Source organism: Demequina aurantiaca (assembly GCF_000975135.1).
GTDB lineage: Bacteria > Actinomycetota > Actinomycetes > Actinomycetales > Demequinaceae > Demequina > Demequina aurantiaca.
The window spans coordinates 1,400,244-1,416,835 of sequence record NZ_BBRF01000001.1 but is presented as its reverse complement, the minus strand read 5'-3'; the positions used below and the strand labels follow the sequence as shown (position 1 = coordinate 1,416,835).

Here is a 16,592-nt window from a genome sequence, read left to right as displayed (position 1 = left end):
TCGATCTTGTGTTGTCCCAGGCGAGGTGTCCGCTCGCCTAGAAGTCTGTTTTGCCTAGAACACCGTCAGGCCGCGGCGGGCGAACTGGGCGCGCACGCGTTCCTGGAGTTCGTCCGAGGGCGGCTTGGTGTCGGCTAGGGCGTACGCCTCGTCGAGCTCGGCCCACTTGTCCTTGCCCATCTGGTGGAAGGGCAGCACTTCGACGCGCTCGACGGTGTCGAGGCTCGCGAGGTAGTCGGCCACCGCCTCGACGTTGTCTTCGCCGTCAGTCAGACCTGGCACCAGCACAAACCGGGCCCAAATCTTCTTGCCCTGGGCGGACAGGCGGCGACCAAAGTCAAGGGTGGGCTGCAGTGGGCGGCCCGTGGCCTTGCGGTAGACGTCCGGCAGGCCGGACTTCACGTCGAGTAGCACCAGGTCGGTGTCGTTGAGCAGTTGGTTCGTGGCGCGACCTCCCAGGAACCCGGAGGTGTCCAGGGCCGTGTGGATGCCGAGCTTCTTGCACTCCGCGAAGATGCTCTCCACGAACTGGGCCTGCAGCAGCGGCTCGCCACCCGACAGGGTGACTCCCCCGCCGGTTGCCTGGAGAACCGGCGCGTAACGGCGCACCTTGGCCATGACGTCGTCGAGCGTGTGACGCTCGCCGCGGCGCATCTGCCAGGTATCGGGATTGTGGCAGTACAGGCAGCGCAGTGGGCAGCCGGCCAGGAAGATAGTCAGTCGACTACCCGGACCGTCCACCGAGGTGACGAGCTCCCACGAGTGGATGGAGCCTGCCTCGCCAGGGTTGCGGAGCGAGTGACGAAGGTCCTCGTCGGCGACTGAGATTGACGGTGACTTGATGAGATCCGGGGCGATGCTCATGATGTGCTCCTAGAGTCCTGCGTGGAAGGTGCGGGAGAGGACGTCGAGCTGCTGCTCGCGAGTCAGGCGCACAAAGTTAACGGCGTATCCGGAGACGCGGATGGTGAGCTGCGGGTAGTTCTCCGGGTGCTCCATGGCGTCCTCGAGAGTGGCACGGTTGAGAACGTTGACGTTCAGGTGGAAGCCATCCGAGATGTTGTAGGCGTCCAGGATTCCCACCAGGTTCTTGACCTGTTCGGCCTTGTCGCGTCCCAGCCCCGCAGGGACCACGGTGGTGGTCAACGAAATGCCGTCCTGAGCATCGGCGTACGGCAGCTTGGCCACCGACAAGGCCGAGGCGATCACGCCGTGGTTGTCGCGTCCGTTCATGGGGTTGGCTCCGGGAGCGAAGGGCTCGCCTTCGCGGCGACCATCCGGGGTGTTGCCGGTCGCGGTGCCGTAGACCACATTGGAGGTAATGGTCAGCACGGACTGCGTGTGCTTCGCATTGCGGTACGTGGGCTGCCGGCGGACCTTGGCCATGAAGCGGTGGACGAGGTCCACGGCGATGTCGTCGACACGATCGTCGTCGTTACCGAAGGTGGGGTACTCGCCGTTGACGTTGTAGTCGACGACCAGGCCGGTCTCGTCACGCACAGGACGGACGGTCGCGTACTTGATGGCCGACAGCGAGTCAGCCGCCACGGACAGGCCGGCGATGCCGCAGGCCATGGTGCGCAGGACGTTGCCGTCGTGCAGCGCCATCTCGATGCGCTCGTAGGCGTACTTGTCGTGCATGTAGTGGATGCAGTTGAGCGCGTCCACGTAGGTCTGTGCGAGCCAGTCCAGCTGGGTGTCGAAGGCCGCGAGGACCTCGTCGTAGTCCAGGACCTCGTCGGTGAGCGGTGCGGAGACCGGCGATACCTGCTTGCCGGAGACCTCATCGCGGCCACCATTGATCGAGTACAGCAGTGCCTTGGCGAGGTTGACGCGAGCTCCAAAGAACTGCATCTGCTTGCCCACCTCCATGGCGGACACGCAGCACGCGATGGCCGCGTCGTCGCCGCACTGGGAGCGGATCAGCTCGTCGGACTCGTACTGAATCGCGGACGTGTCGATCGACACCTGGGCGCAGAAGTCCTTGAAGCCCTGCGGCAGCTTGTCCGACCAGAACACGGTGAGGTTCGGCTCGGGCGCAGGGCCCAAGTTGTACAGGGTCTGGAGAAAGCGGAAGGAGTTCTTGCTGACCAGCGGGCGGCCGTCGTCGCCGATGCCGCCGATGGACTCCGTCACCCACGTTGGGTCTCCCGAGAACAGGTTGTCGTACTCGGGGGTGCGCAGGAAGCGGACGATGCGCAGTTTGATCACGAAGTCGTCGATGATCTCCTGAGCCTCACCCTCGGTGAGTACTTCGCCGTCGAGGTCACGTTGAATGAAGATGTCCAGGAAGGTGGAGGTACGTCCCAGCGACATCGCCGCGCCGTTCTGCTCCTTGACGGCCGCGAGGTACGCGAAGTACAGCCACTGAACGGCCTCCTTGGCGTTGCTGGCGGGGCTGGAGATGTCGAAGCCGTAGCTGGCAGCCATCGTCTTCAGCTCCTTGAGCGCCTTGACCTGCTCGGAGTTTTCCTCGCGGTCGCGGATGATGTCCTCGGTGGAACGCTCCATGTCCAGGCCCACACGCTCGAGCTTCTTGGCTGCGATGAGCGCGTCAACCCCGTAGAGCGCCACGCGGCGATAGTCACCAATGATGCGGCCGCGGCCGTACGCGTCGGGCAGCCCGGTGACGATGTGGCTGGAGCGCGCAGCGCGCACGTCCGGCGGGTAGGCGTCGAACACGCCGTCGTTGTGGGTCTTGCGGTAGTTGCTGAAAATGTTCTCGAGCTCGGGATCCACCGCGTACCCATAGGTCTCCAGCGCCTTGGCGACCATGCGCCAGCCACCGAAAGGCATGATGGCGCGCTTGAGCGGGGCATCGGTCTGGAGGCCAACGATGACCTCCGCGTTGCGGTCGATGTAGCCGGGCTTGTGCGCGGTAATGGACGATGGCGTGGCGGCGTCGACGTCGTAGACGCCCTTCTCGCGCTCCTCAGGGAAGAGCTTGGTGATCTCCTCCCACACGTGCGTGGTGCGCTTGGTGGCACCGGCGAGGAAGTCAGCGTTGCCCTCGTACGGGGTGTAGTTGCGCTGAATGAAGTCGCGCACGTCGATCGCGTCGCACCAGGGCCCGGGCGTGAACGTTGCCCACTGCGTAGGCTGCTCATTCGCGGCGGAGGTGTTGGTGCCGGTTGCGCCGTTGCTCGCAGCGGCTGATACGGCTGGGGTGTCGATGCTCATGATGGTGCGCTCCTCTTGCTCGCCATGGGTGCTGGCGAGGGTGCCTGTGCGCCGGGTCCTGGTTGGGCCAACGCGATAGTTCAACGCTACGTCTGGCCGCGCACAATAAACCGGGACCAAGGGCCCTCATCGCGGTCCGGTACGTACCGAGGATCCGGGTTCGCCGCTAGGAAGCGCGCGCTGTGCCGGTCGCCGTCAGATTCACCCCGCTGAGGAACGGCAAGATGCCCTCGGCTCCGAGCATCGGATGCACGGTGAGGCCGACCGTCACGACGGCACTTTGACCATCCGGTGTCGTCACGTGAAGAACCTGAATATCAGCCAGCCTGGAGCCAGAGGCAGCAACACGATCCGCGACGGCGCGCTGCATCGCCTCACTCGACAGCACCACGCCGTGGTTGCCGGCCAAGACCTCCTCGGCTTCCCCGGTGAAGTAGGCGTCGAGGTCTGCGGCATCGGCGGCATCGAGGGCAAGTTCATCAGCGACGGCAGCCAGGCGCATGTGCTGGGTATGCACAGTCGTCACCGCGGAGACCACCAGAATCAGGGCGAGAGCGAGCACTGTCATACCCAAGGTGAGCAGCCCGATGGTGCCGTCGTCGCCGCGCGGGCCCGACGCATCGGCCGGCAGCCGTGCGGCAAGCCTTCTCATGGTCCTACGTGTCATGGCGCGCCCACCGCGAGCCACTCGTCTCCGCCGATCCCACCCACCGGCGAGGCCGCGTCCGCGCTCACCGTCACGGCCAACGGCACCGCGCCACGCAGAAATGACGGCACGCCGGGTAGCGGCACCGTCACGCTTACCCGTGAAGTGACTTCGCTTCCCGGAGTGAAACAAGGGTCCTCGGAACACGACAACTCGATCGTGCTCGTCGCGGCACTTCCCAGCCCAAAGTCCGAGATCGCAACGGAACTCGCCGCGTGGGCATAGCCGTCCGCGATTCCGAGCGCATCCGCCTCAGTTTCTCCGTCCTCCAGTGCGGCGACTCCCGCCACCACGGCGCCGCGCGCAGCGGCTCTCGCGCTTGCCTCGGCCGCGAACGTACCCGCCTGGATTTGACCGACCGCGATGACGAGGTAGACCAAGGGAACGAGCAACAGCAGGGTGAGCGCGATGAATTCGAGGCTCGCGCTGCCCTCGTCGCTCAACGTGCGCAGACGTGAGGGGCGTAGCCTACCCACGTGGCACCTCCGCGAGCGCGTGGGCGGTGATGTGCTGCTCGCCGGCGCCCCACATGCCGACAAGGGGGACGCGCGCCGTGACCGTCATTTCAATAGCGGGCAACCCGTCGATGACAGTCTGCTGCGCAGAAAAACTGGTGGGGACCCCACCCAAGGATCCATCCATCAGCACCTCGGCACGGGCCTCGCCGTCGTCCAGTGACTTGTCCGCGAGCGCCGCATACTGCGCCCCCTCGTGAGCGCTGGAAATCAGGATGTTGCGCACGTGGAGCGCTATGGCTAATTGAATGACCCCGAGCGCAACCGCCACCACCAGCACGGAGACGAGAAGAAATTCGACCGTTGCGCTGCCGGCGTCGCGGGCTCGGCTAGCCCCCGGTGACGGAATCAATGGCTGAGGTGAACACATCGGCCAGTCGGGGTCCAGCGATGCCCCAAATTAGGGCAACTAAACCAGCCGTCATGAGCGTGATGAGCACCCAGCCGGGAACATCTCCTCGGTCGGAGGAGCCACCCTCGTCACGCAGTTGGCGCAGAAACTTCTGAAACGCAGTCATCTGTTCTCCTCTTAGTTGATAGACGCGGGTCTAGCCGCCTAGGTCGATGGCAATGAGTCCGGGAAAGACCGCGAAGACGATCGTGATGGGCAAGATGAGGAACACCACCGGGACCATCATCGCGATCTCCTTCTTGCCGCCTTGCTCCATGAGCTCGCGCCTGCCAGTCGCACGCGCATCCTGCGCCTGCGCCCGCAATACGGCGGCGAGTGGGGTGCCGCGATCGATGGCGGTGGCCGTCGCATCGGCGAACCGCCGCACTCCGCTGGCGCCAGTGCGCTGAGCCAGCCCCCGAAGTTCCTCGCTCAGGGGCGAGCCACCACGCACCTGCGCGAGCGTGTGAGACAACTCATGCGCGAGTGCGCCCGACGTCGTCGCGACCACGCGCTCCAAGGCGCCCAGCGCTCCCTCACCTGCCCCCACTGAGAGCGCGAGGAGTTCGGCGATGGTGGGCAACTCTGCCACCATCGCGGACTCGCGGCGGGCGACGTCACGGGTCAGCATGTAGTCCCTGGCGGCGAATGCGGCCCCGCCCAACGCCACCGTCAGCACCAAGAGGACGAGCGGCGATGACGCGCGTGTGGACACCAATATGCCCGACACCACCAGACCCGCAACCAGACCGGCGATGGCCCACACCACCTGCTCGGCGCGAAACTGATCGACACTCAGACTCGACCCTGCGCGGCGCAGGCGAACTTCTAGTTCTTTTGTGGGCGACCCCCATTTTGCGACCACACCTACCCCGTCGCGCAGCGCGGGCGCGAGTAGTCGCTCGACGACCGAGCGTGCGGGCGCCCCGCCCCCGCGGGTCACAAGACCGTGCTCGCGCAATTGAGGCGCCACCCTTTGCTCAAGGGTCGCTCGGCGCGCGCCAAACCAAGACGCGACCAACACCAGACCAATTCCCAGGGTCAGTCCCCACGCCATCGCGGCGGGCGTCATCGAAGCACCCGCACTTCCACCGGTAGCCGGCCGATGCGCACCATGAGTCGGTAGGCCACCACAGTGACGATTCCGCCGACCGCGAGCACCATGAGGCCAGCGGGGCTGTTGAAGGCGGCAGTGTTGCTCGGCTGACTGCTGAGCAATGCGAGCACCACCCACGGGGCCGCGACCGCGAGCCGGGCCGCGTTGACCGTCCAACTCTGGCGAGCCTCAATCTCTCCCCTGGCCCGAGCATCGTCCCGGAGAAACTCGGCGAGGGTGCGCAGCACGTGCCCCACGTCGGATCCGCCGACGTCACGGGTGATACGGATCGCCTCAACGATGCGATCGGCCACGGGATCCGCGACGCGCGCCTTGAGCGCGTCCAGGCTGTCCGCGAACCTGCCGGTGGCCCGGTAGTCCTGGGCGAACGCGTCGAACGCTGGACGCACCTGCTCGGGCCCGGTCTCTGCCACCTGAGAAAGCGCCTCGGCGAGAGGGAGTCCCGCCCTAATCCCCGACGCAAGATTGTCCACCACGTCCGGCCAGACCGTGCGCATCGATTCGCGACGCCCCCGGGCACGCATCGCCACAAGAGCGCTCGGCGCGCGGCCCGCAAGGATGCCGAAGCACAGGCCGATCGGGAGAGATGCAGCCAGGCCACCCACGGTGAGCGCGACGAGGCCACCCGCAATGACCGAGGCTGCGACGAGTGCGCCTGGCGTGAGGTTCGGCATTCCCGCTTGGACCAGGGAGTCGGCGACGTTTGCCCGCCAACGCGAGTATCGCGGATGCGCGGCCGGCTCTCCGGCCCACATCGAGCGCCAGACCAGAAACAGCCCCGCACCGAGACACAATCCCCACACAGTGGTCACGATGCAGAACCGCCCAACAGTTGCATCAGGTCCAGGCCGTGGTGAGCAAACCGGTCCTCATGCGGCGGGAACCCGGTGCCACGGACCAGGCCGCCGTTCTCAGTCTTGAAGATGTCCGAGACCTCGACTACCCCGTCCTCAACGCGCCCCGACAGACCAACGATCTCGCGCACGTGGCGCTTCCCTCGATGGTCAAGGTCAAGGTGAATAACTAGATCAATCGCCGATGCGACGGTGGGCACCACGAAGCGGTCGGATACGTTCTCTCCCGCCAGGAGTGGCAGTGTGCAGAGCTTCACGACGGCGTCTCGCGCCGAGTTCGCGTGGATGGTCGCCATCCCGGGAATTCCGGCATTGAGGGCGACAAGCATGTCCAGAGATTCGGCTTCTCTGACCTCGCCAATGATGATGCGGCTAGGGCGCATCCGCAGCGCCTCCTTGACGAGCCGGCGCAAGGGAATCTCCCCGGTTCCCTCGAGGGACGGCTGGCGGCACTGAAGGCCCACCACGTCGCGCTGCGCGATTTTAAGTTCGAAGACTTCCTCGCACGTCACGACCCGTTCGCGCGGTGGAATGCATCCCGCGAGCGCGTTCAACATCGTTGTCTTACCGGCCTGAGTCGCCCCTGAGACCACGATGTTGAGTCCCGCGGCCACAGCGGCGGCGAGGAAGTCCGCGGCTTGCTGCGTCAGTGACCCGAGGTCAACGAGATCCTGCACGTGACGCGCGCGGGCAATGTATTTACGGATGTTGACCGCCCAATGCGCCCGAGTCACGTCAGGGATGACGGCGTGTAGTCGCTCGCCTCCCGGCAACGTCGCATCCACGAATGGGCTCGACAAGTCCAGCCGCCGCCCAGACACCTTGAGCATTTGCTCCACCAGGTCGCGCACCTGGGTGGCGGTCAGCATGGTGGTGGTTAACTCCGCCTGGCCGTGGCGGGCGACGTAGACCTGCGAGGGCTCGTTGATCCAGATCTCCTCGATCTCCGGATCATCGAGGTAGCGCTGCAACGGGCCCAGTCCGGCGACGTTGTCGACGACTGACTTCGCAGTCGACTCGCGGTCATGCACCGGCGCGACTGCGCCGACCAAAGCCCTCTCGTCCCAGGCCTCGAGTGCCTCCTCGACCAGGTCACGCACCATCGCGGCCTCACGCAACGGATCCACACCGCGCTCGCGGATTTGATCGCGCACCTGCGCCTCGATAGTCGCGGCGGCGTCGGCGGTCATGCCAATAGACATTAGGGGAACCACCAGTTCCTCGCATCTTCTTTGTGGATAACCTCTGCGCTCACGCACAAACGGGCCCGTCGTTGAGTCCGCGCACACTACTCAGCGCACCGTCCGCACCCTAGAACCGCACTGCGGATCCGCCGTGGTGCGTAGTGCATCGGGAGCAACCCAGATCTAGGGTGCGGACGTAGACACGGCGAGGCAGACTAGAGGCATGTGCGGCCGCTACGCGAATTTCCTGTCCGAGCAAGAGCTGATCGATGCCTTCGAGATCGCCACCCTCGCCGACGACGCGCGCCTCCTCGGCCCGTCATGGAACGTCGCGCCAACTCAGAAGGTCATCTTGGTGACCGCCTCTAAAGACGACCCAAGTCAGCGCATCGGCGAGACGGCCAAATGGGGCCTGGTGCCGTCCTGGGCCAAGGACCCCTCGGTGGGGTCGCGCATGATCAACGCGCGCGGCGAGACCGTCGCGGATAAGCCCTCCTTCCGCTCCGCCTTCGCCAAGCGCCGCTGCCTAGTCCCCGCGAGCGGCTACTACGAATGGCACACCGAGGGCGGCGTCAAGACGCCTCACTACATCCACACATCGGACGATGCTCCCCTGGCCTTTGCGGGCCTGTACGAGTTCTGGCGGGAGAAGGGCTCGGCCGATGACGCGCCATGGCTGGCCACGTGCACCATCGTGACTACCGCTGCGCGCGACGAGATGCGCGAGCTACACGACCGCCAACCCGTGATGCTCACCGAGGATCAGCGCGACCTCTGGCTGGATCCTGAATCGGACAAGGACTCGCTGCTCGACGTCATCGCCGCCCCGGCGCAAGAGGTCGAGTGGTACGCGATCGACAAGGCCGTAGGCAACGTCCGCAACAACTCCGCGGCACTGTTGGAGCCCGCAGGGTAGCAATTCCACCGCGCTGAGACGTGCCGCGGTCCCTTCCTGAAGGACAATCCACAGGTACGCCTTCAGGAAGGGTCATGAGCACCCTCGTGAAGGACGATTCTCACATTCGTCCTTCACGACGGGACGGCGCTGGTGAACGTGGGACCTGCGGAAGGAGGCGCGACGGTCGCCTGGGGGCTGGCGGAAGGAAGCAGAACGGCGGTGGTGAACGTGGGACCTGCGGAAGCGAGCGGGACACCTCTGGTGCTTGAACGTGGGACGTGCGGAAGGAGGCGCGACGGCGCTGGTGGTTGGGTACGCGAGACTCAGGCGCGACGGACGCGCACGTCTCCAGCCAATATCTCGCGGCGCTCTCCCGAGGAGGTCTCAACCAGGAGTCCACCCTGCGGGCTGAGGCCCACCGCGCGGCCGTTCACCGGCGACGCGCCAGGTACATCCACCGCGACGTCCCAGCCGATGGTCGCGCACACGGCACCCACGGAGGCGGGAATCGCGCCGCGGTCGTCGGTGCCCTCCCACATGCCCACGGCATCGGCGAGTTCGGCGGTCAGTACCCGCAGCAGCGCCACGCGATCCAGCTTGGTCGCGCCCAGCGTGGCGAGTGAGGCCGCGTGGGGCACCGGCAGCTCGCCCGGGGATTGGGAAACATTGATGCCGATACCAGCGACGATTGCGTCCTGGCCGGGCACTGTCTCACACAAGATGCCCACCACCTTGCGCCACTTGCCCCACTCGGGGATCTCACGCACACCGGCCTCGACCACCACGTCATTCGGCCACTTCAGCATGGCACCCACACCAAGCGTCCTGAGAGCGCGCACCGTCGCGAGGCCCACCACCAACGGCGCCCAGCCGTACGCATCCCGTCGAACACCCGCGGGGCGGATGACAACAGAGATAGTGCACGCAGCCGCAGCGGGAGTCTGCCACTGGCGACCCGAGCGCCCCCGTCCCGCGGTTTGGTGATCCGCGACGAGCGCGCTCATGTGGGGCCACTCGTCCGGCTTCGCCTCGGCCTTGGCCAACACCGCAGTGTTAGTAGAGGGAGAGGTGGGGACCACCGTGACCTGAGACAGGGGGCGGTTGTCCCCCACCAGCATCGAAAGCCCCTCAGTAGTAAGGGGTCGGCGGGAATGGGCGACGGCTGCAGGCGAAGGGGTACTCACCGGGCTAGGCTACTGGCAGTTCATTCAAGGGGGACACGTGTCGACCAATAGTCCAAGCAAGACCACCGCGAGCCAGCTCGAGGACCTTCGCAAGAAGACCACCGCAGCACACACCACCGCCGAGGCGACCGCGCAGGAAAAGCAGCACGCCCGTGGCAAGAAAACTGCCCGTGAGCGCATCGACATGCTGCTCGACGAGGGCTCCTTTGTCGAGCTCGACGCACTCAATCGCCACCGCTCGCGCAACTTTGGCCTGGACAACAACCGCCCGTTCGGCGACGGCGTGGTCACCGGCCACGGAACCATTGACGGCCGTCAGGTGTGCGTCTACAGCCAGGACTTCACCGTTTTTGGCGGCTCGTTGGGCGAGGTCCACGGTCAGAAGATCGCCAAGATGCAGGATTTTGCGCTACGCACCGGCGTCCCGCTGATCGGCATCTCGGACGGCGGCGGCGCGCGCATTCAGGAGGGCGTCGCGGCCCTCACCCAGTTCGCGGAGATCTTCCGCCGCAATGTCGCAGCATCGGGCGTCATCCCCCAGATCTCCATCATCCTGGGCCCGTCCGCGGGTGGCGCGGTGTACTCCCCCGCGCTGACCGATTTCATCGTGATGGCCGATGGCACGTCGCAGATGTTCATCACCGGGCCCGACGTCATCAAGTCGGTCACCGGCGAGAACGTCACCTTCGAGGAACTGGGCGGCGGCCAGACCCACAACCAGAAGTCCGGCGTCGCGCACTACCTCGCCGAGGACGAGGCCGACGCCATCGAATACGTGCAGCACCTGCTCCAGTTCCTGCCGCAGAACAACCTGTCCGACGCCCCCACGTGGGAACACGAGGCGGATTTCGAGGCCACCGACACGGACACGGCGCTCGATACGATCATCCCCGACAGCCCCAACCAGCCCTATGACATGAAGACCGTCATCGAGGCCGTGCTGGACGAGGGCGACTTCTTTGAGATCCAGCCGCTCTTCGCTCCCAACGTCGTCGTGGGCTTCGGCCACGTCGAGGGACACTCGGTAGGCATCGTCGCCAACCAGCCGCTCGCCAAGGCCGGCACGTTGGACATCGACGCCGCGGAGAAGGCTGCGCGATTCGTGCGCACCTGCGACGCGTTCAACATTCCCGTCGTGACGTTCGTGGATGTACCCGGCTTCCTGCCCGGAGTGGACCAGGAGCACCAGGGCATCATCCGCCGCGGCGCCAAACTGATCTACGCCTATGCCGAGGCCACCGTGCCACTCGTCACCGTTATCACTCGCAAGGCGTACGGAGGCGCGTACATCGTGATGGCCTCCAAGCAGTTGGGTGCCGACGTGAACCTCGCGTGGCCGACCGCACAGATCGCCGTCATGGGTGCTGCGGGCGCCGTCAACATCCTGCAGCGCCGCACCCTCGCGACCGTGGCCGAGCAGGGCGGGGACGTCGAGGCCGAACGCCAGAGCCTGATAGACGACTACGAGGAGCGGATTGTGAACCCCTACGACGCCGCCGACCGTGGCTACGTGGACGCCGTCATCGAGCCGTCCGAGACGCGCGAGCAGGTGGTACGAGCCCTACGTGCACTACGGACCAAGCGCGCCGCGATGCCGCCCAAGAAGCACGGAAACATCCCGCTGTGACGCCCGACGCAACTGACCAGAACCAGGGCGCCGCAGCATCGTCCGCGGGCATGCGGGTGGTGCGCGGCACCCCCGACGATGCTGAGCTCGCGGCATTGGTGGCCGGCATGGCGGCATTTACCGTGGCCGATGCGGAGGAGGACGAGCCCGGCTCCCCCACCTCCGCTTGGATGGACAGGGCACGCAGCATGCGCGGCAGTCGCGCCAACGGCCCCTTGGGCCGCGGCGCCTCCGCCTGGCGCCACTCCCTGCGATGAACGACCGCGGCACGTCCGCGCTGCGGATCGCCGGTAGTGCCGCGCTCGCGATGGGGGCCGCCATTGCCCTGCCCACCGCCGTCACGCGAGTCACTACCGCGGCCAGCGTCAAGCCCGTCGAGGCCGACTTTGCTCATGCCGATGCCGCGCTGATCCTGGGCGCCCGGGTGTGGCCCGATGGCCGCCCCTCACGATTCCTGCGTGAGCGCGTCGAGACCGGGGTCGAACTCTTCAAGCGGGGCGTGGTCGACACCCTGATCATGAGTGGCGACGGCATCCACGCGCACTCGTTCGACGAGCCTGCCGTCATGGCCCGGGTCGCGATCGACCTGGGCATCCCGGCCTCGGCGATTACCGCGGACCCCCGCGGTGTGGACACCTACTCCTCGGCGCATCGGGCGCGGCATGTCTACGGAGTGAAAAGCGTGATTGCGGTCAGCCAGGAATTCCACCTGCCCCGTGCGGTCTGGCTGTGCGAACGACTCGGCATCTCTGCGCAAGGCGCGTATCCGCCCGTGATCGTCCGCGAGCACACCGCGATGGGCTACGTCCGCGAGACGGCGGCGACGGTCAAGGCCTTTCTGGACGTCGCTCAGCGCCGCGTGCCCGACGGCACCACGTAGGCCGATGCCCTGGGCCGGTTCGCCCCCTGGGGTTTAACCTTTCGTGGCGGGAAGTCCCGCGCGCAGCGTCTCAAGAATGTCACCGAACTGCGCGAGCTGCTCCTCGCTGAGCACCTGAAGCTGACGGCGCCGCCCCTCCCGTGCCGCCCCCACAATGCCCTCGATGAACTCGCGGCCGTGATCGGTGAGCGACAGCCTGCGGATGCGGCGATCCTGCGAGTCCTCAAGGCGGGTGACGTATCCGCGGCCCACGAGCTTCTGCACAATGCCCGTGCCGACGCTGGGGTGAACACCCACGTAGTCGGCCAGGTCAGTGGTGGTCGCGTTGTCGTGGACGAGCACGAACACCAGCGCGCGGAACTGGTGTGGCGTCAGGTTCGCCGTCGCAACGGAGTCGCCCTGCTTGGGGTTTGAGGCGCGCAGAAACTGCACCAGCGATTCGAGCGTGTTCTCGAGCAGTTCGTCCCGCTCCATGAGGTCCCCATTTCGGTTTGCAAGAAACTATAGCGAGGTCATCCTCTCAGGCGTCAGTTGATAGTTCATAAAACATAAAGTATTCTGATGACATTCCCCCGGCGCAGCGACGCGCGTTCACTCGAGAAATTTCAGGAGAACTGCATGGCCAAGCCCGTCACCACGAGCGTCACCGTCCTCCAGGCGCAAGCCGAGGCCGAGGGTATCGCTCCCGACGTGTTCCGCCGTCGCTGGACGATTCTGGCGGTGCTGTGCACCACACTCCTCACGGTGGTGCTCGCCAACTCCAGCCTCAACCTCGCGCTGCCCTCGTTGGCACGCGACCTGGGCGCCTCGCAGCTCGACCTGACCTGGATTGTCGAGGCTTTCACCCTGGTGTTTGCCTCGCTGCTGATGGTGGCGGCGGGAATCTCGGACCGCTACGGCCGCGCCAAGCTCATGATCATCGGCCTCGCGATCTACGCCATCGCCGCGGCCTACGCTGCGGCCTTCGCTGGCTCACCCGCCGAGGTGATCGGCACACGTGCCGTGATGGGCCTCGGCGCCGCGCTCGTCATGCCCAACACGCTGTCCACCGTCAACGTGGTCTTTCCCAAGTCCGAGCGCACCAAGGCCATCGCCATCTGGTCCGCCATCTCTTCAGCCGGGATGATCCTGGGCTCGATCGCGTCTGGGTTCCTACTCGAGTCCTTCAGCTGGCACTCACTGTTCATTCTCAGCGCCGTCGTCGCCGTCGCGTCTCTGGTGGGGGTCGCGCTCATCGTCCCCAACTCGCGCGACGAGAATCGCAACCCCGTGGACTGGTGGGGCGGACTGTTCGTCACCATCGCGCTGACGGGAATCGTGTTCGGCATCATGGAGTCCCCTCTCAAGGGATTGGGCTCCACCGAGGTGCTGATCGCGCTCGGCATCGGAGCGGCGGGCCTGCTGGCATTCATCGTCTGGGAGCTGCGCGCACCATTCCCGTTGCTGGACCTGCGCCTATTCAAGAACCCCAGCTTCGCCGTCTCTGCGCTCGCCGTCACGCTCGCGTTCTTCGCGATGATGGCGGCGTTCTTTGGCAATAGCCAGATCTTCCAGCTTGTCCTGGGTTACGAGCCATTGACCGCCGCGTACGCGTTCATTCCCATCATGCTGCCGATGCTCATCCTCACCCCCTTCGTGCCGAACATCGTGGCGCGGCTGGGCGCTCGCTGGACCGTGACGCCCGGACTGATCCTGGTGGCGTTGGGCTTCGCATGGATGTCGCAGTGGCCCACCGATCTCACCTACGCCGAGGTGTTGGGCGCCATGGGGCTGCTGATCGTGGGAATGTCGCTGACGATGACGCCTGCGACCGCGATGATGATGTCGTCCGTGCCCAAGAACCGCTCCGGCATGGGTTCCGCGATGAGCAACACCACGCGCCAGGTGGGCGGCGCGCTCGGCGTCGCAATCCTGGGCTCCATGATCAGCGCCGGCTATCAGACGCGCATGAGTGATGTGGTGGCGGGCACAGAACTACCCGCCCGGGCGGCCGATGCTGCCCAGAGCTCCCTCGCCGGGGGGCTTCAGGTCGCGGACAGTCTGGGCGACCAAGGAGCGGCGCTGGCGGAGGCCGCCAAGGACGCCTACATGCTCGGCAACTCGACCGCCATGTGGGTGGGAGCCGGAATCGCGTTGGCCGCGGCCTTCATCGCGGTATTCGGCATCCCCAAGCGGGTGCCGCGCGCGGCGGCTGTCGAGGCGGGTCTGGCGGACAGCATCGTCGTGGTGGACGACCCCGTCGACGAGTCAGCGGTGGTCGGCGCCGGTCTCGGTGGCCACCAGCGCCTTGCCGGTCGCGAGTAGCGAGCTGACGACCGCCGCGGCCGTCAGGGCCACGATGACCGCGACCAGCGGCTCGTTGAGCACGATCATCGCAACGCCACTCGCCACAGCAACGACGACAGCCGCGAACTTGAGGAAGTCGTTGACCCCCGAGGCTCGGGCGACCTCGGGCAGTCGCGACGACGCCCTCAGCGCGAGGATGCCGTGCACCAACATAATGATTCCAAACAGGATTACCGCGACACAGAACACACCCTGGTAGGCCACGGACGACGCCCCCGGTTCTGCGCGGGCCACGTCGATGGCACCCGCGACGCCCACGATGAGGAGTAACGGGCCCGCGATGAGCCCCACTACTCCGACTCGGCGCAGGAGTTGACGTGGTGTGACTCGAGTACGTTCGGCCATGCCCTAACCTCTCAAAGTTTTTAGTCCATCGAGAGCCTAACGCGCGCAGCCGAGGCCGCGTTAGGCTCGCCACCATGACCGTTTCTTTTGTGCTCGCCTCGCAATCCCCCGCCCGCCTCAGCACGCTGCGCGCGGCAGGCATCCACCCACGCGTCATCGTCAGCGATGTGGACGAGGATGCGGTGCTGGCGGCCACCCGCGCATCGCACGCCGCCGCCGGCCTCGGCGACCTCTCCCCCGCCGATGCCGTGCTCGCCCTGGCACGCGCCAAGGCTCAAGAGGTGTCGAATACCAATGGCACCGACGCCATCGTGCTGGGCTGCGACTCGATGCTGGAGATCAACGGCGAGATCCTGGGCAAGCCCCAGACGGCCGAGAACGCCCGCGAGCGCTGGCATGCGATGCGCGGTTCTTCCGGCACCCTCCACAGCGGCCACTGGCTGATCGACGACCGTGACGATGGCTCCTCCGGGACCCTGGGCGCCACCTCGTCTACCGTGGTGCACTTCGCCGATCTGAGCGACGCGGAGATCGACGCCTACATCGCTACCGGGGAGCCCCTACAGGTGGCCGGAGCGTTCACCGTGGATGGCATCGGCGGCCCCTACGTGACGGCGATCGAAGGCGACTATCACGGTGTGGTGGGTGTGAGCCTGCCGCTGCTCCGGGAACTGTTGCTCGAGCTGGGCGTCGCCATTCACGAGCTTCGCACCTCCTCGTCAGGCGGCACATCGCTATGACCTGGCCGCGAGCGATTGAGCTCGAGACGGAGCGCTTTAGCCTTGAACCGCTGGCGGTCCACCATGCCGTGGAGATGACGACAGTCCTCGCGCCTCTCAGCCTCTATGAGTACACCGGCGGAGAGCCACCCACCGTCGATTCCCTGCGCGAGCGTTACGGCCGGCAGAGCGCCGGCCACTCCCCCGCGGACGATGCCGGCTGGCTCAATTGGATCGTTCGCACGACCGATACTCGCGGCGCCATCGGCTATGTGCAGGCGACACTGACGCATGAGGAGGACGAATTGGTTGCGGATCTGGCGTGGCTCATCACTCCCGACGCACAGCGGACCGGCGCCGCCTCCGAGGCGGCCGCCGCGATGGTGACCTGGCTGAACACTCAAGAGGTGAGGCGCCTCCGCGCCTTCATCCGGCCCAACCACCGCGCATCGTCACGCGTCGCGGAGAACCTCGGGCTACGACCGACCGAGGCCATGCACGACGGCGAGCGCGTTTGGGAGGCATCGCGCGGCGGTGCTCCGGCCAATAACTGATCGCCACCACCGCATCTCTTTGTGGACGGCACACAACCTACGCGGCCGTAGCCGCATTTTCACCCAATTTCCTTGTGTGATCCCACCAAAAC

General features: G+C 66.1%; 19 protein-coding genes. 7 read left to right on the top strand and 12 right to left on the bottom strand.

Annotation, left to right across the window (positions count from 1 at the left end):
• Window positions 1–54: 54 nt before the first annotated feature.
• From pflA to AOP73_RS06410, 9 genes are all read right to left on the bottom strand, one after another.
• Window positions 55–864 (bottom strand): pyruvate formate-lyase-activating protein, encoded by an 810-nt coding sequence (pflA, locus tag AOP73_RS06450; protein ID WP_061964004.1) that lies wholly within the window; start codon window positions 862–864, stop codon window positions 55–57.
• A gap of 9 nt (window positions 865–873) precedes the next feature.
• A complete protein-coding gene (gene pflB, locus AOP73_RS06445; protein ID WP_061964002.1) occupies window positions 874–3,180 on the bottom strand; it encodes a formate C-acetyltransferase in 2,307 nt (768 codons plus the stop codon).
• 166 nt (window positions 3,181–3,346) lie between these two features.
• Complete coding sequence (locus tag AOP73_RS06440) at window positions 3,347–3,832, bottom strand: hypothetical protein (protein WP_061964000.1); 486 nt, start codon at window positions 3,830–3,832, stop codon at window positions 3,347–3,349.
• 11 nt (window positions 3,833–3,843) lie between these two features.
• The gene (locus AOP73_RS06435; RefSeq protein ID WP_061963998.1) at window positions 3,844–4,362 is read right to left on the bottom strand and encodes a hypothetical protein; all 519 of its coding nucleotides are present in this window, start codon (window positions 4,360–4,362) and stop codon (window positions 3,844–3,846) included.
• Window positions 4,355–4,753 carry a TadE/TadG family type IV pilus assembly protein gene (locus AOP73_RS06430; RefSeq protein ID WP_236683522.1) on the bottom strand — a complete coding sequence of 133 codons (399 nt, stop codon included), beginning with the start codon at window positions 4,751–4,753 and terminating at the stop codon, window positions 4,355–4,357. The genes AOP73_RS06435 and AOP73_RS06430 overlap by 8 nt, the downstream gene beginning before the upstream one ends.
• Window positions 4,731–4,919 (bottom strand): hypothetical protein, encoded by a 189-nt coding sequence (locus AOP73_RS06425; RefSeq protein WP_061963994.1) that lies wholly within the window; start codon window positions 4,917–4,919, stop codon window positions 4,731–4,733. Before AOP73_RS06425 ends, AOP73_RS06430 begins: the two co-directional genes overlap by 23 nt.
• Before the next feature lie 30 nt (window positions 4,920–4,949).
• Window positions 4,950–5,864, bottom strand: coding sequence for a type II secretion system F family protein (locus AOP73_RS06420; RefSeq protein WP_061963992.1), 915 nt, complete (start codon window positions 5,862–5,864; stop codon window positions 4,950–4,952).
• Window positions 5,861–6,721 carry a type II secretion system F family protein gene (locus AOP73_RS06415; protein ID WP_152650553.1) on the bottom strand — a complete coding sequence of 287 codons (861 nt, stop codon included), beginning with the start codon at window positions 6,719–6,721 and terminating at the stop codon, window positions 5,861–5,863. The genes AOP73_RS06420 and AOP73_RS06415 overlap by 4 nt, the downstream gene beginning before the upstream one ends.
• Window positions 6,718–7,965 (bottom strand): TadA family conjugal transfer-associated ATPase, encoded by a 1,248-nt coding sequence (locus AOP73_RS06410; protein ID WP_236683521.1) that lies wholly within the window; start codon window positions 7,963–7,965, stop codon window positions 6,718–6,720. The genes AOP73_RS06415 and AOP73_RS06410 overlap by 4 nt, the downstream gene beginning before the upstream one ends.
• A gap of 205 nt (window positions 7,966–8,170) precedes the next feature.
• Here AOP73_RS06410 and AOP73_RS06405 point away from each other — a divergent pair, with 205 nt between their 5' ends.
• Window positions 8,171–8,863 carry an SOS response-associated peptidase gene (locus AOP73_RS06405; protein ID WP_061963990.1) on the top strand — a complete coding sequence of 231 codons (693 nt, stop codon included), beginning with the start codon at window positions 8,171–8,173 and terminating at the stop codon, window positions 8,861–8,863.
• A gap of 305 nt (window positions 8,864–9,168) precedes the next feature.
• Here the strand turns inward: AOP73_RS06405 and AOP73_RS06400 are convergent, their stop codons facing one another.
• A complete protein-coding gene (locus AOP73_RS06400; protein WP_236683520.1) occupies window positions 9,169–10,029 on the bottom strand; it encodes a biotin--[acetyl-CoA-carboxylase] ligase in 861 nt (286 codons plus the stop codon).
• Window positions 10,030–10,066: 37 nt separating this feature from the next.
• Here AOP73_RS06400 and AOP73_RS06395 point away from each other — a divergent pair, with 37 nt between their 5' ends.
• The 3 genes from AOP73_RS06395 to AOP73_RS06385 are packed head-to-tail and all read left to right on the top strand — an operon-like array spanning window position 10,067 to window position 12,536.
• Entirely contained in the window at window positions 10,067–11,656 is a 1,590-nt protein-coding gene (locus tag AOP73_RS06395) for an acyl-CoA carboxylase subunit beta (RefSeq protein ID WP_061963986.1), read from the top strand.
• Window positions 11,653–11,913 (top strand): acyl-CoA carboxylase subunit epsilon, encoded by a 261-nt coding sequence (locus tag AOP73_RS06390; protein WP_236683519.1) that lies wholly within the window; start codon window positions 11,653–11,655, stop codon window positions 11,911–11,913. The genes AOP73_RS06395 and AOP73_RS06390 overlap by 4 nt, the downstream gene beginning before the upstream one ends.
• A complete protein-coding gene (locus AOP73_RS06385) occupies window positions 11,910–12,536 on the top strand; it encodes a SanA/YdcF family protein (protein ID WP_061963984.1) in 627 nt (208 codons plus the stop codon). Before AOP73_RS06390 ends, AOP73_RS06385 begins: the two co-directional genes overlap by 4 nt.
• A gap of 33 nt (window positions 12,537–12,569) precedes the next feature.
• Here the strand turns inward: AOP73_RS06385 and AOP73_RS06380 are convergent, their stop codons facing one another.
• Window positions 12,570–13,010, bottom strand: coding sequence for a MarR family winged helix-turn-helix transcriptional regulator (locus AOP73_RS06380; RefSeq protein ID WP_061963982.1), 441 nt, complete (start codon window positions 13,008–13,010; stop codon window positions 12,570–12,572).
• A gap of 144 nt (window positions 13,011–13,154) precedes the next feature.
• Here AOP73_RS06380 and AOP73_RS06375 point away from each other — a divergent pair, with 144 nt between their 5' ends.
• The gene (locus tag AOP73_RS06375; RefSeq protein WP_061963980.1) at window positions 13,155–14,840 is read left to right on the top strand and encodes an MFS transporter; all 1,686 of its coding nucleotides are present in this window, start codon (window positions 13,155–13,157) and stop codon (window positions 14,838–14,840) included.
• Here AOP73_RS06375 and AOP73_RS06370 read toward each other — a convergent pair.
• Complete coding sequence (locus AOP73_RS06370; protein WP_061963978.1) at window positions 14,784–15,227, bottom strand: hypothetical protein; 444 nt, start codon at window positions 15,225–15,227, stop codon at window positions 14,784–14,786. The genes AOP73_RS06375 and AOP73_RS06370 overlap by 57 nt on opposite strands.
• 74 nt (window positions 15,228–15,301) lie before the next feature.
• On the opposite strand from AOP73_RS06370, the gene AOP73_RS06365 reads away from it, so the two are divergent.
• Both AOP73_RS06365 and AOP73_RS06360 read left to right on the top strand, forming a co-directional pair.
• Complete coding sequence (locus tag AOP73_RS06365) at window positions 15,302–15,967, top strand: Maf family protein (RefSeq protein ID WP_061963976.1); 666 nt, start codon at window positions 15,302–15,304, stop codon at window positions 15,965–15,967.
• Window positions 15,964–16,500, top strand: a complete 537-nt coding sequence (locus AOP73_RS06360; protein ID WP_061963974.1) for a GNAT family N-acetyltransferase — start codon at window positions 15,964–15,966, stop codon at window positions 16,498–16,500. Before AOP73_RS06365 ends, AOP73_RS06360 begins: the two co-directional genes overlap by 4 nt.
• The last annotated feature ends 92 nt before the right edge of the window (window positions 16,501–16,592 follow it).

What these genes read in the sequence shown, in the direction of transcription:
- pflA (WP_061964004.1), bottom strand. Translation starts at nt 864, where the DNA reads ATGAGCATCGCCCCGGATCTCATCAAGTCACCGTCAATCTCAGTCGCC.
- pflB (WP_061964002.1), bottom strand. Translation starts at nt 3,180, where the DNA reads ATGAGCATCGACACCCCAGCCGTATCAGCCGCTGCGAGCAACGGCGCA.
- AOP73_RS06440 (WP_061964000.1), bottom strand. Translation starts at nt 3,832, where the DNA reads ATGAGAAGGCTTGCCGCACGGCTGCCGGCCGATGCGTCGGGCCCGCGC.
- AOP73_RS06425 (WP_061963994.1), bottom strand. Translation starts at nt 4,919, where the DNA reads ATGACTGCGTTTCAGAAGTTTCTGCGCCAACTGCGTGACGAGGGTGGC.
- AOP73_RS06420 (WP_061963992.1), bottom strand. Translation starts at nt 5,864, where the DNA reads ATGACGCCCGCCGCGATGGCGTGGGGACTGACCCTGGGAATTGGTCTG.
- AOP73_RS06410 (WP_236683521.1), bottom strand. Translation starts at nt 7,965, where the DNA reads ATGTCTATTGGCATGACCGCCGACGCCGCCGCGACTATCGAGGCGCAG.
- AOP73_RS06405 (WP_061963990.1), top strand. Translation starts at nt 8,171, where the DNA reads ATGTGCGGCCGCTACGCGAATTTCCTGTCCGAGCAAGAGCTGATCGAT.
- AOP73_RS06385 (WP_061963984.1), top strand. Translation starts at nt 11,910, where the DNA reads ATGAACGACCGCGGCACGTCCGCGCTGCGGATCGCCGGTAGTGCCGCG.
- AOP73_RS06380 (WP_061963982.1), bottom strand. Translation starts at nt 13,010, where the DNA reads ATGGAGCGGGACGAACTGCTCGAGAACACGCTCGAATCGCTGGTGCAG.
- AOP73_RS06375 (WP_061963980.1), top strand. Translation starts at nt 13,155, where the DNA reads ATGGCCAAGCCCGTCACCACGAGCGTCACCGTCCTCCAGGCGCAAGCC.
- AOP73_RS06370 (WP_061963978.1), bottom strand. Translation starts at nt 15,227, where the DNA reads ATGGCCGAACGTACTCGAGTCACACCACGTCAACTCCTGCGCCGAGTC.
- AOP73_RS06365 (WP_061963976.1), top strand. Translation starts at nt 15,302, where the DNA reads ATGACCGTTTCTTTTGTGCTCGCCTCGCAATCCCCCGCCCGCCTCAGC.
- AOP73_RS06360 (WP_061963974.1), top strand. Translation starts at nt 15,964, where the DNA reads ATGACCTGGCCGCGAGCGATTGAGCTCGAGACGGAGCGCTTTAGCCTT.